This window comes from Flavihumibacter petaseus NBRC 106054 (genome assembly GCF_000974785.1).
In the GTDB taxonomy this organism is placed as follows: domain Bacteria; phylum Bacteroidota; class Bacteroidia; order Chitinophagales; family Chitinophagaceae; genus Flavihumibacter; species Flavihumibacter petaseus.
Map to the genome: position 1 here is coordinate 134,776 of NZ_BBWV01000001.1, position 12,444 is coordinate 147,219.

General features: G+C 48.6%; 11 protein-coding genes. 7 read left to right on the forward strand and 4 right to left on the reverse strand.

The genetic code is table 11. The features are described from left to right. Positions 1-162: 162 nt before the first annotated feature. Entirely contained in the window at positions 163-2,289 is a 2,127-nt protein-coding gene (locus FPE01S_RS00555; protein ID WP_046368506.1) for a glycoside hydrolase family 20 protein, read from the reverse strand. Between the two features lie 118 nt (positions 2,290-2,407). Further along, positions 2,408-2,980 carry a Fic family protein gene (locus tag FPE01S_RS00560; RefSeq protein ID WP_046367023.1) on the reverse strand — a complete coding sequence of 191 codons (573 nt, stop codon included), beginning with the start codon at positions 2,978-2,980 and terminating at the stop codon, positions 2,408-2,410. Between the two features lie 102 nt (positions 2,981-3,082). Here FPE01S_RS00560 and FPE01S_RS00565 point away from each other — a divergent pair, with 102 nt between their 5' ends. Both FPE01S_RS00565 and FPE01S_RS00570 read left to right on the forward strand, forming a co-directional pair. Then, positions 3,083-4,594 carry a malate:quinone oxidoreductase gene (locus tag FPE01S_RS00565; protein ID WP_046367024.1) on the forward strand — a complete coding sequence of 504 codons (1,512 nt, stop codon included), beginning with the start codon at positions 3,083-3,085 and terminating at the stop codon, positions 4,592-4,594. Positions 4,595-4,651: 57 nt separating this feature from the next. Beyond that, complete coding sequence (locus tag FPE01S_RS00570) at positions 4,652-5,059, forward strand: hypothetical protein (protein ID WP_157473847.1); 408 nt, start codon at positions 4,652-4,654, stop codon at positions 5,057-5,059. Here FPE01S_RS00570 and FPE01S_RS00575 read toward each other — a convergent pair whose 3' ends face one another. Together FPE01S_RS00575 and FPE01S_RS00580 are read right to left on the reverse strand one after the other, a co-directional pair. Beyond that, positions 5,060-5,686: a response regulator gene (locus FPE01S_RS00575; RefSeq protein ID WP_046367026.1), complete on the reverse strand. Its 627-nt coding sequence runs from the start codon at positions 5,684-5,686 to the stop codon at positions 5,060-5,062. Beyond that, positions 5,664-8,708 (reverse strand): sensor histidine kinase, encoded by a 3,045-nt coding sequence (locus tag FPE01S_RS00580; protein ID WP_169749115.1) that lies wholly within the window; start codon positions 8,706-8,708, stop codon positions 5,664-5,666. Before FPE01S_RS00580 ends, FPE01S_RS00575 begins: the two co-directional genes overlap by 23 nt. Before the next feature lie 330 nt (positions 8,709-9,038). On the opposite strand from FPE01S_RS00580, the gene FPE01S_RS24530 reads away from it, so the two are divergent. The 5 genes from FPE01S_RS24530 (at position 9,039) to FPE01S_RS00605 (ending at position 12,439) form a co-directional block, all read left to right on the forward strand. Continuing rightward, on the forward strand, positions 9,039-9,626 hold the full coding sequence (locus tag FPE01S_RS24530; RefSeq protein WP_052955414.1) for an RNA polymerase sigma factor: 588 nt from the start codon (positions 9,039-9,041) through the stop codon (positions 9,624-9,626). A gap of 224 nt (positions 9,627-9,850) precedes the next feature. Then, positions 9,851-10,432 (forward strand): DUF4136 domain-containing protein, encoded by a 582-nt coding sequence (locus FPE01S_RS00590; protein WP_046367028.1) that lies wholly within the window; start codon positions 9,851-9,853, stop codon positions 10,430-10,432. A gap of 32 nt (positions 10,433-10,464) precedes the next feature. Then, on the forward strand, positions 10,465-10,770 hold the full coding sequence (locus FPE01S_RS00595; RefSeq protein WP_046367029.1) for a transposase: 306 nt from the start codon (positions 10,465-10,467) through the stop codon (positions 10,768-10,770). A gap of 24 nt (positions 10,771-10,794) precedes the next feature. Beyond that, complete coding sequence (locus tag FPE01S_RS00600) at positions 10,795-11,349, forward strand: hypothetical protein (protein ID WP_046367030.1); 555 nt, start codon at positions 10,795-10,797, stop codon at positions 11,347-11,349. Positions 11,350-11,368: 19 nt separating this feature from the next. Next, a complete protein-coding gene (locus FPE01S_RS00605) occupies positions 11,369-12,439 on the forward strand; it encodes a hypothetical protein (RefSeq protein WP_046367031.1) in 1,071 nt (356 codons plus the stop codon). Positions 12,440-12,444 lie beyond the last annotated feature (5 nt).

The window sequence follows — 12,444 nt, forward strand, 5'->3', positions numbered from 1 at the left end:
CGATGGTTTGCCGTCTTTCTAAGTGCCAACCCAGTACCATCCTTACTTCATCACTGCTCCAATCCGGCTCCCTGGAAACAACAACCCCGCAGCCGGAGCATGGATGAAGGAGAGATTGAGCCAGGTTGAAGCCGAGATGAAGCAGAGTCACTTTTTCAAGTTTCATTGAGCCAACAATTTTATGGCTTCAGGAGAGAGTGAATTGTTATACACTTTCAGGCTGCTGATGCAACCAGTAAAGCTATTTTTACCATCGCCGATATATTGCAAGGGGAAAAACAGGGTCTGCTGTTTGGCGATCTTATCTTTTCCGCCATTGAATTCCTGCACAGCGCCTTCCAGCTTCTCCACAAAATTTCCATTCACATACAAACTGGTTCCCTTACTGTTTCCGGTTATGATTATGTGCGTCCATACATTCTCCCGTACAACATAATTAAAATGATAATCATATCCTTCCCTTGAAAAACCAAGTTTTCCGGAATTGCCCTGTTTCAATTTCACGACGGCATCCTTCGATGAAAATAACACAGCGTCTGCTTCGTTGCCCTTTGCAGGATTGATATAAAATGAAACGGTATAATTGTACCCGATTCCTGTAATGGGTGTTTCGATTACACTTGTATTGGTAAAAGCGGCAGCTTTTTTCTGTAGCTGCACAACTGGTTTTACATTTTTAGTTGTCACGGCGTTGCGCCTGTTACCGCTGCCGTCTTTCACCGGTGTCTGTGAAAATGAGTAAGCTAAAATCAGGCTGTTTTTACCGGAAATCTTTCCCCTTATGTTTAGTCCCGGCCCCTCTCCTATTTTCGCAGCCGATTTTTTAAAACTGTCGTAGCTGACAGACAAATCCACTTTACTTCCTATCCACATTTTTTGTGCCAGCACCTGCATAGCCGGAAACACCCGGTCATGCACATCTTTCCCCGTAATACCATTGCCCACGTGGTCATTCCACACGGCGAACGACCCGCCCTTGATCTGTTTGTTGCTTTCCTCGAAGGTTTGGTCGCCGATGACATTGGGTGTCCATTTGCTGTAAATATTTTTCAGATCCAGGTAATCAAAATAGTATCCGGCCTTTGGCACAATGTATAACCAGCCATCCGGCGTGCTGATCACATCATAACCCAGCTTCAGCATTTCTTTAGGATCTGCATAGCCGTTATACCAAACGTTCATGGTTACATCCTTCACTTTGACAGGAGTACTCCCCGGGGCATGTGTCAATGCGCCCCATAGCCTTAGTTTTTTGCCAAAACTTTCTACATACCTGATGTAATGATCGGTGAACCCCCTGAATTTCTCAGCTTCTTCCCTGGCATATTCATCAGTACCTATATGCACTTCTTTTCCGATAAATACCGGTTCAGGTCCTTCAAGGTATTCTTTGAAAATATTATCCACTACGGTATAAGTATAAGGATTGTGTATATCCAGGTGATCCATGCCATATTTCGCACTGCCTATTTGTGGAACAGCCTTTGTAATGGACAGGGCATGCGCCGGCACATCAATTTCGGGCACAATGTTCACCCCATATCCATTGGCAAGTTTTTGTAATTCAATAAATTCTTTTTTACTGTAGGCGCCGTCTTTTGCAGTTAAACCGGGATAGGTTTCATTTTCCAGCCGGAATGCGGCATAGGTGGAATCCCAGTTATTACGAAAGAATTGTTTAAACCCGTTATCGTTTAAATGAATCTGGAAATCGTTCATTTTATAGTACGACATGAATTTTACATAATCCCTGAGAAAATCAATGGTAAAATATTTCCTTCCAACATCGAGTACAAAACCGCGGATCGGAAACAGCGGATAGTCTTTGGCTATGCCTTTGGGAATACTAACATGATGTGCATCCTGCTCTAATATTTGCAGCAGGGTTCTTGTAGCCCAAAAAGCGCCAATGGGTTGCGTTGCTTCAATGGAAACATAGTCGTCAATAGTCAAAATATATCCCTCGGGAGAAGGAAGGCGCGCAGTATCACCGGTGATAGAAAAATAAATATCTCCATTCCGCGGCTGGCCGGTCCTTATCTCAAACTTCTTTCCAGGATAAATGGTTTGCAGATCGGTCAAAAATGTTTGAAGATAGGTTTGAAGCGACTGATCCCTGGTGGAAACAACAAGATTGGTATTATCCGCTAACCTGTAAAATCCGCTTCCACCTTTCCATTGCTGCAGTGCGGGAATGACAAATGGCGCTTTATTGACCTGTGCATGCACAACAAATACAGAGGACAGAAAAACGATCAATACAATTATCTTATTAACCAGGCTATTCATGAACAATTGATTTACTAATTCCTTTTTACAAATGAATTCTTGCATCTCAATGTCCATTTTTCATCAGTAATTTGTACGGCAGAATTTAGCACAAACGGTTGCGCAATCTCTTCAAACGCTATTCTCCTGTCCCGTTCCCGCCTGATTGCACAAGGCTGTAGGTGAGGCCTGCACCGCGGCCGGTGAACATGATCAGTCCCCAGTCGACCAGCAGTTGCAGATCGCGGGTAGCCGTTGCTTTTGAAATCCTGTGCAGTTCACGGTATGCTTTGTTGCTGAGCGGCATATCGTGCACCAGGTATTGAAGGGCTGAAAGCTGCCGGTCCGAGACCGGGAAACGTTGCTGATAGTCGTCCAGCCGGCGTTCGGCGGCGGCTATCGCGGTACTCCGTTCCTTCAGGAACTTTTGAAGGACGACATTATAAACGCTGCGGTGCCGGGTTTTAGGGTTGGCTTTCAGCTTTTTCTCCAGTTCGGTGCAGGCCTGTTTGTTTTCCAGGAAGGTTTTTGCATATGCGACGGCTTCAGCGAAAAGATCATTCTGTTTCACCTGGAGGATCGAGAGCAGTACGTCGCTCCGGTCATTGTATTTAGCCATAACGGTGCTGTCGCCGTGCCGCTTGAACACGATGTCTTTTCCAACCTTACCGCTGTGAAACTTCGCCAGCAGGTTGCCTTTGTTTCTTGCCATAGGAGGGTTTCCTAAAAAATACTCAAAATCGTTAAATCTGACCTATATTTTTTACGATAACAGGGAATTGCGACTGCTGCAACACTTAATTTTGCGCCTGATATGGAAAAACAACCTGTGCTGCATGCGGATATCGTTTTGATCGGAGCGGGAATCATGAGTGCCACCCTGGCTGCCCTGCTGAAACAACTGAACCCCGATTTTTCCATTGTTGTGCTGGAAAGGCTGGATGTGCTGGCAGGCGAAAGTTCCGATGCCTGGAACAATGCCGGCACGGGTCACAGCGCCCTCTGCGAACTGAACTATACCCCTGAAAAGGCCGACGGTTCCATTGATATCAAAAAAGCGATCAAAATCTTCGAATCCTTCGAGGAATCCAAGCAATTCTGGTCATACCTGATCCAGGCCGGTGTCATTTCCCAGCCGGACAATTTTATCCGTCCGGTGCCCCATATCAGTTTTGTACGCGGCGAAAAGGACGTCAACTACCTCCGCAAGCGGTATGACGCCATGAAACAATACCATCTTTTTGATGAAATGGAGTTCACCACCGACCGGCAGAAGATGGCCGGCTGGATGCCCCTCATCATGGAAGGCCGTGACGAAAATGAACCGGTAGCCGCCACCCGCGTGGAGAATGGTACGGATGTAAACTTCGGCGCCCTCAGCCGGAAGATCTTCGAATACCTGTGGCGCCTTCCTGACGTACGCATCCGGCTCGCCCACGAAGTGGAAGACCTGAAGCAGCAACCCAGCGGCAAATGGCTGATCGAAGCGAAGAACCTGACGACCCGCAACAAGACGCATATACTCACCAGATTTGTATTTATCGGCGCCGGCGGTGGCTCCCTGCCCCTGCTGGAAAAATCCGGTATCCCCGAAGGCCGGGGTTACGGCGGTTTCCCCGTAAGCGGGCAGTGGCTGCGCTGTATCAATCCCGCCGTGATTGAAAAGCACCAGGCCAAGGTTTATGGCAAGGCCGCTGTAGGTGCGCCCCCCATGTCGGTACCCCACCTCGACACCCGGGTGATCGATGGCAAAAAGGCCCTCCTGTTCGGACCGTACGCCGGTTTTTCCACCCGCTTCCTGAAAAACGGCTCCCTGATGGACCTTCCGGCCTCCATCAAATACTACAATATCCTCCCGATGATCAAATCGGGCCTCGACAATATAGACCTCACGAAATACCTCATCAGCCAGGTAACCCAGAGTGCCGATGACAGGCTCGATGCCCTCCAGGAATATATGCCCCTGGCGAAAATGGCCGACTGGAAACTGGAGATCGCCGGCCAGCGGGTACAGGTGATCAAAAAAGATCCCGTGCACGGTGGCGTACTGGAATTCGGAACCGAGATCGTTTGCGCCGGTGACGGCAGCATTGCTGCCCTGCTGGGCGCATCGCCAGGCGCTTCCACAGCCGTGAGCATCATGCTGGAACTGCTTGAAAAATGCTTCCCGGCAGAGCTGGCAACGCCCGGCTGGCAGGAGAAACTCCGCAACATGATCCCTTCCTACAAACAATCGCTTTTGCAGAACGACGCGCTCTACCGTGAAGTATCAGAAAAAAGCAATGCGGTATTACAGCTGGAAAACAAGGTAACGGCTCAAGGTTAATAGCCGCTCATATACTTTTGGCCGGTATCCCTTCGTTTAAGGGGATATTCCATGCCCATGAATACCATCGCAGAAAACACCGTTGCGCTCAGTCAGCCTGACCTCAAATCCATGGTCAGCCAGCTTTTTGGCCAGGAACAGGAAGCCCGGGCGCTTGACAAGGAGATCAAGACCAAAAAGGCACATTATCATCACCTGATCCTGAAGAATTCCGAAAAGCTGTTTTCCGATGCCGAGATGATCGCCATCAACACGGTACACCGCGAATGGCAGGAACTAAAAGACCGGCAGGCCGGCCTTTTCGCGAAAGCTGATCATATCCGCGAAATACTTAAATCCCTCGTTCAATCACTCGATGGCGGCCGCTGGATCCATTCCACGGATGATTTCCTCCACCCCCACTGGGAATTCTGGCTGGAAGATGACGAACTCAAATTCGCGCAGCTAAATGGTAAAGGCTACTGATCATCCCAGCTGGTAGGTGATCATCAGTTTACTCATGGCGATCAGATTATCCACTTTCAGTTTCTCGAAGATCCTGCGCTTGTAGGTGTTACCGGTTGAGTACTGGATATTCAGCACCTGGCAGATATCGGGAAGTGACTTGCCCTCACCCAGTAACCTTGCAATCTCCAGTTCACGGGAAGAAAGGGCCGCAAAGGGATTTTCGTTTTTCCCCTTATTATATTCCAGCAGGTATTGCGCGAGATCATTGCTGATGTACAGCTGGTTGTGAATTACCCTGCGGATCGCCAGCAGGATCTCCTGGTTGTCGGCAGTCTTTTGAAGAAAACCTTTTGCTCCCAGCTGGATGGCACGTACGCCATAGAGCTGTTCGCTGTGCATGGTAAATACGATCACCCGAAGCAACGGGTAATGATGGTGCAGCCAGTCCATCAGCGACGGGAAATCGCTTCCCGGCAGGTTAACGTCCAGTAACATCAGGTCATAACTCCGCTCCCGGCAACGCTGCATGATCTCTGTTTCATTGTGCGCTTCACCAATGCTGTCGAAGTTAAAATGGGCGGTCAGCAGGTTCTTGATGCCGGCGATCACGATATGATGATCGTCAGCCAGTAGTATACTGCTCATGATGAATTGGTTTTATTTCAACGGATTGTTCTTCGGTTGTTACCACACAGGCCAGACCCTGCAAGGCAATCGTAGCGCCCGCCCCCTGGCGGCTGGAAAGCTTCAGCTGCAGGTTCAGCCGGCGTGCAAAAGCCGTAATGAACCGGAAGCCATTACCCCTGGCCGAAAAGTGGGTATCTACCGGGGCCGACTGCGTCACTCTTTGTTGCAATTCCAGCAGCAATGCGGGTTTAATGCCGCTGCCGTTATCGGTCACTATCAATGTACAGGTATTGGCTTCAGCCTGCGCTTCAATCACGATTTGTCCCTGCGCGGTGAATTTGTTCGCATTATCTACCATATTGCGAAGGATCACCCTTAACAACTGCCGGTCAGTGTTCACTTTGATGTCCGGAGGCCCCGCCACGATAATCCGGTTATTTTTTTCCCTTGCCAGCGGAGCAAAAAAATCAGCAATTTCTACAAGTAATTCCTGCAGCGGGAACAATTTCGTGTTAACGGTGAAATCCGAACCCATAGAGCGGATCCAATACCCTATATCTTCAATAAACACGTGATTTGCCTGTGTCGACTTACTTATCTCCCGCAGTAACCCGGAAAAGTCCTGGTTCCTGTTGACGCCATATTGCGCTTCCAGCCAGGCTGTGGTTTGTGAAAGGAACCGCAGGGGTGACTGCAGGTCATGGGCAATGATCATGGCCAACTGTTGCCGGAACTGGGCATCCTGCCGGATCTGATCCTGTGAAGATTCCAATGCATTTACGGTTTGCTCCAGGCTGCCGATCAGCTCTGTCTGCGTCACTGTTCTTTGCCGGATCTCTTTTTCGAGCCGTTTCTTCTGGTTGATCAGGTATTGCATGCGTACCCGGGCAAACGCGATCGTGGCGAGGATCAGGATGGCAGCAATAATGAGTTTGAAACTGATGGTTTCATGGAAGAAAGGTGGCACAGTGATCGCCATAGAAGTCTGGATCAGGTTGTCTTTTCCAAAGCCTGCCCGTTTTCGCAGGCGCAGGGTATAACTGCCCGCTGAAAGTTCATTAAACGTCAGCTTCTGGTCCCTGGGCAGCGCACGCCACTCCGGCGATATACCTTCCAGCTGGTACTCGATGTGGTTGTTATCCTGGTTCCCGAAAAATGGAGAAGAGATGGTTATTTCAAGAAAACCTGCCTTACGGTCAAACTGCAGGGTATTGCCTGCAGGAACGGAAAACTGCCTGTTGCCGATAGTAATGGCGTCGATATAAATGGGGTTCCTGGACAGGTATACAGGCACTTCCTCAGGCCGGAACTGCACCGCCCCGCGGATGGAAGGCAGTACAATCGAACCATCTTCCAGCCGGCAACCGGCAGGCGTACAGCCGCCGTTGAATTCATTGGATAAAAATCCGCTCGTATTGTCGAAATAATGGTAGTAGAGGGGAAACCGCGCATCATCCAGGTAATGGTAAAGATCATCAATATGCACGCAGAACAAGCCGCGGTTTGTCGGTATCCAGTAGTTTCCCTTGCTGTCTTCAATGAACTGGTGGGCAGTAAGCAGGTATTGCTGTTTATCCAGCGGCATCCGCGTCAGTTTTCCTTTCCGCCAGGCAAAAAAACCGCTGCCATATGAACCCAGCCAGATAGTACCGTGACTGTCCTCCACCATAGCACGCACCGTCACACTGTCCAATCCCGCTACCGGCGCAATGGCTCCTGATCCTGCCTTCATGATATAGACACCCCTCCCTCCTGCCAGCCATACATCTCCGGAAGCGGTTTCAATGAAAGTGGCCAGCTGAAAATTTTTCGGTATGCCCCCGGGAAGCTTTGACCATTGAATGTAATCCTGGTCCAGTCTTCCGATATATTCATTTTGTGCAGACAGCCAGATGGAACCATCGCGGAACTGTTGCATACAGGTGACCCGGAGGTCAGGGGAGGAAACGAACCGGGTTTGCTGCAGGTTACCGTCCAGCTCCACCAGGCCGGCATTGCTGCGTGATTGCCACCTGTTCAGCCAGTAATGCCCGTCACGGGTGCGGAGCAGTGCTTCGGAAGTAAAATTGTCCTTCAGCGGGATAACCTTTCCATTGTCGAAGGCTGCTTTCTTAGAGATGAATCCGTTTTTATGGTAGGGTGCCACTGCATAAAAAACATTGGCCTCCAGGTCGTCGAGCAGGTGGGTGATGAAATATTGTTTGGTAAATACGTAGAGCCCGTCAGAAAGCGTACCGAGCACGATTACATCCTGGCCGGCTGTCAGTGCGAGGCTGGTAATTCCCGGAATATCCCCAATCTTCAGGAATGGCTGCAAGGAGACCTGGTCTTCCCGGTCAATTATTATCCGGTACAGCATCTGGCCATCACGCAGGTACAGGTTTTCATCGTCCTGCAACAGGGAACAGGCCTGTTTGCTGGCCGCCGGCTGAATGCCCCTGAATTTTACCTTGCGGAAAGATCTTAATGCCGTGTCAGTGGTGATCATTTCCATGCCGGCGGTAAAGTAGTAGTACCTGTCTCCTGTACGCAGCATGCTGTTGACCAGCGAACGCCGGAGCGACATGGCATCGGGCAGCAATGCAGCATCCAGTTCACCGGCCGTAATTTTCGCTTCAATGCTGTCGTACACCTGGAAAGCGAATCCCGTTGCGCCGTTTTCCATCCAGCTTTCCAGCCCCGGCCGCGGCACAATGTCATTCAGTTTGCCGTCAGCGCTGATCTTATAATAGCGGTTATCGTCAGTAGTAAAATAGACGACAGCATCCGTTGCCGTCCGCAACATCGCGATCCGGTTGGAACCAAGCTGCGGGTACAGGGATTTGTCATACCATTTGAACTGGCTTCCGTCGAAACGCACCACGCCCATTTCGGTAGCCATCCACAAATAGCCGCGAATGTCAAATTCCAGTGCCTTGATGCTGTTTTGGGGAAGACCGTTTTCGTTGGTAAAATGTACCGAATGGTAAAATGGAAGCTGAGCCATTGCGATGCAACGGCCGGTCAGAAACACAGCAATCAGTATGGTTGTTTTCAGCATTTTCATTTTCGCCCTCCGAATCAATGATCATTGCCTAAACCTGATGCCAGTAATCAGAACAAAATATGCCTATGTATGCTTCACTGTAACATATTCTACTACGGATAATGGATAAAATATATTACACTATTCAACAATCTACGGAATTAAATTGCTTATACGAAAACAAATTCCCTTCGAAACATGCTAATAAACAAGGGTTCGGAAAATACCATCCTTAAATAGCAATATACCGGGAATATCCAATCCTCTCTTTCTAGTAGCCAGGTCCATTATCTGTTGTCGTTCTGCCGTAGTCCATTATCTCTTTTTCTAAACCATTATGATCATATGGAACCCATGCTCGTCTCCCGTAATCTGGCTTCAGATGCCACCATTCTCCGCCTTATGGAAACGGATAAACCGTTGGCCTTCAAATACCTGTATGAAAAATACTGGGATCGTCTCCTGGAGGTAACGCTGCACAGTGTACAGAATCCATCCGATGCAGAAGATGTACTGCAGGAAATTCTTGTGAAGCTGTATACTGCTCCGCCGGCTATCAGGGAAAATGGCAAACTGTATGCCTACCTGAAGCAATGTATCCGAAACAAGGTAATCAATGAATACCATAAGAATAAAGTATACAGGAAACACCTCAAAGTGAAAGCATCAGCCACCCTGTCAACGCACGATCCTGTAACGGGTACAACCGACCTTTCTGACATTCAGTTTTACCTCAACAATATCCTCGGCAACATGCATCCCAATTGCCGCATGGTTTTCACTATGAGCAGGCGGCAGGACTACTCCAACCGCGAGATTTCCTTCCTGCTCAACAAGCCTTACAGCACCATAGAAAAACAACTGAGACGGGCGCTGGTTATCGTACGCCAGGAGTTCCTGAAACATCCCGATTATGCCCGGATGGTATCCTGATTTTTTTAAAAAACAGCTTAAAAGTTGGCGGATAGCAAACCGCAATACTGTCCATAATTAAAAGACCGACCATCTCTCAACATATTTAAGAAGGGGAAAGGAAAGGGCCGTTCGACTTAAATACCGGGAATATCCATTCAGGGTATTTCGGACAGGCCCCCTTTTTATTCCTTCAGAACTGTTCATCGTATTATCCATTGCTCACCAACATTAAAACATGCAATATGCGTAAGACAAGTTACCCGCTCTTATTCTGCCTGCTGATTGCCGCTGCTGCCGGTACAGGCTGTACATCTTCCGTAAAAGTTACAACGGACTATGATCGTGCCGCCAATTTCTCGCAGTACAAAACCTTTGCGATTTACAAGGACGACGCCAAAACTGACAATGTCAGCCAGCTCAATTCAGGAAGAATTGAGAATGCCATCAAAGCAGAAATGATCAAAAAAGGGTTTACGGAAAACACCTCCTCACCCGATCTGCTGGTGAATGCCGTAACAATTGTAAAAAATAAACAGTCCATCAGTTCCACAACGAACTATTACGGTTACGGCGGCTATTACCGTCCCTATGCATGGGGTGGTGGTATGGGTGTAACCGGAAATACGACTTATAATGTGGACGATTACAAAGATGGTTCACTGATCATCGATGTGGTGGATGCTGCAGGAAAAAAACTGATCTGGCAGGGCACTGGCAACAAAGAGATCGACAATAAGGATTATAAAGATCCTGACAAGATGATCTCCGAGGCCGTTACCAAAATCATGGCTTCTTTCCCTCCGGGAGCTGCTGCGGCCAAATAACTACCAACGGGGGTTGACCAAACTGCATCAACATGTCTAAACAGCGCAGATCATTCCGGCTGGAGGACAAACTGAAAATCCTGCGGGAAGCAGACGAGATTGGCATCAAGAAAACACTGCAACGCCATAACCTGTCGTACAGTGTGCTGTTCCGCTGGCGGGAAAAACTAGAAGTCCTCAACAAGCTGGCTATAGACCAGGTAAACCATCCTTCACAGCAGGAACTGAAACTGCTGATTGAGGAGAATACGCGACTGAAAAAGATCATCGCTGAGCAAGCCCTGTTGCTGGAGATCAACAAAGAATACATGCGAAGTCATCCCCACCCCAAAAGCTGATCCTCAAACAAAAAATAAGCAATCATGAAAAAGATCATTCTGCTGTCTGCAGCACTTGCCGTTACAGCAATCTCCTTCGCGCAGGACGAAGAAGTAAAAATCACCGGCACCAAAAAGATCACTGAAGATGTTGCCCCCAGCACTGTTGTGGCAGACCTTCACAAACGCTTTCCTGATGCAAAGTCTGTAGAATATTTCCAGGTACCGAAAGGTGGTGTAACCAAGCAGGGATGGGCAGTAACCAAAGATGACAATTTCTCACCTGATGCTTCCCTGGATTACTATACCATCAGTTTCAAGCGCGACGACCTGAAGTATTATGGCCTTTACAGGGCTGACGGAACACTGGTTCGTTCGAAGCTCCAGGAAAATAATACGGCCTTACCGGATGCTGTAAAAAATGCCATTACCAATATCAGCAAATCACATCCTGGCTATACCGTTACCGAACAAACCTATTACAAGAATATTGACCACGAAAAAAACACAGAGTACTACGAGATCCATGCGGAAAAGGGAAGCACCAAGAAAAGGGTGTATTTCGCTCCGGACGGAACGGTGCTGAAAGTGAAAGGATAGTGTTGTTCACAACTGACCTATGAAACGAATTCGCCTTATTGTTACCGGAATAATTTCCGGGCTGACTATTGTTGTATCTGCGGCCGGCCAGAATGTTTCCACTATGCCACTCGGAGATAAGCACCGGCAGTACTACGACAGCCTGAAGAACATGAATTACGACCGCATCTTTCCCATACTGGGCAAGAAAGCCTATAAGGCGGGATTTGATATTCCGTTTCCGGTTGGCATCATGCTGAATTCATTCTACGCGGTCCAGGGTATCGACATCAGCAATATCAGGATTGGTATTAAAGGTGAAGACAATACCCTGGGCCCCGTGGACATGAGTGAAATCATCAAATTCCAGGAAGTGACCGCAAAAGGCCTGAATGCCAACATCCGGGCTGATGTCTGGGTGTTGCCTTTCCTGAACGTATATGGAATACTGGGGGCCCTGCCGCATGCCCAGACCAGGGTAGTGCTGGCCGAACCTGTGTCGATCACTTCACAGCCCGTGCAAAGCGGCTGGAACTATGGAATTGGCCTGATGGGTGCAGGTGGCGTTGGCCCTGTTTTCATACAGGGTGATTTCAATTATACCTGGAGCCACCTTGAACTGCTGGAAAATGTAGTAAAGACCAAAGTTGCCGGCATCAGGGTGGGGCATAATTTCCGGCTGCGCAATCCGGAACAGAATGTCACTGTCTGGGCAGGTGCCATGGGCATTTTCCTGAACAACGAAACGAAGGGACAGATTTCAATTGCCGATCTCTTTCCCGATCTGACGCAACAACAAATAGACGACATCAAAAACAGCTATGCTAATTGGCATGATGATCTCGGTCCCCTGCAGAAAGAGGTGGTTGACAAGATCGTTGACAAGATGCAGGCATATGTGGATGGCAGTAAAGGAGAGGATACCTATATCACGTATGAGATGGATAAAAAACCAAGTTCACGCTGGGCGGGACTGGTGGGCGCGCAATTGCAGTTCAGCAAAAGATGGCAGCTGCGCGTGGAAAGCAATTTCATCAGTGGCGGTGAGCGGTATTCCCTGCTGGCTTCTGTCAATTACCGGTTCCTGGGACCTAAATCCAAAAAACCATAGAATAG

Bases quoted from the DNA above. Each gene is read 5' to 3' on its own strand.
- FPE01S_RS00555 (WP_046368506.1), bottom strand. From the start codon at position 2,289: ATGAATAGCCTGGTTAATAAGATAATTGTATTGATCGTTTTTCTGTCC.
- FPE01S_RS00560 (WP_046367023.1), bottom strand. From the start codon at position 2,980: ATGGCAAGAAACAAAGGCAACCTGCTGGCGAAGTTTCACAGCGGTAAG.
- FPE01S_RS00565 (WP_046367024.1), top strand. From the start codon at position 3,083: ATGGAAAAACAACCTGTGCTGCATGCGGATATCGTTTTGATCGGAGCG.
- FPE01S_RS00570 (WP_157473847.1), top strand. From the start codon at position 4,652: ATGAATACCATCGCAGAAAACACCGTTGCGCTCAGTCAGCCTGACCTC.
- FPE01S_RS00575 (WP_046367026.1), bottom strand. From the start codon at position 5,686: ATGAGCAGTATACTACTGGCTGACGATCATCATATCGTGATCGCCGGC.
- FPE01S_RS00580 (WP_169749115.1), bottom strand. From the start codon at position 8,708: ATGCTGAAAACAACCATACTGATTGCTGTGTTTCTGACCGGCCGTTGC.
- FPE01S_RS24530 (WP_052955414.1), top strand. From the start codon at position 9,039: ATGGAACCCATGCTCGTCTCCCGTAATCTGGCTTCAGATGCCACCATT.
- FPE01S_RS00590 (WP_046367028.1), top strand. From the start codon at position 9,851: ATGCGTAAGACAAGTTACCCGCTCTTATTCTGCCTGCTGATTGCCGCT.
- FPE01S_RS00595 (WP_046367029.1), top strand. From the start codon at position 10,465: ATGTCTAAACAGCGCAGATCATTCCGGCTGGAGGACAAACTGAAAATC.
- FPE01S_RS00600 (WP_046367030.1), top strand. From the start codon at position 10,795: ATGAAAAAGATCATTCTGCTGTCTGCAGCACTTGCCGTTACAGCAATC.
- FPE01S_RS00605 (WP_046367031.1), top strand. From the start codon at position 11,369: ATGAAACGAATTCGCCTTATTGTTACCGGAATAATTTCCGGGCTGACT.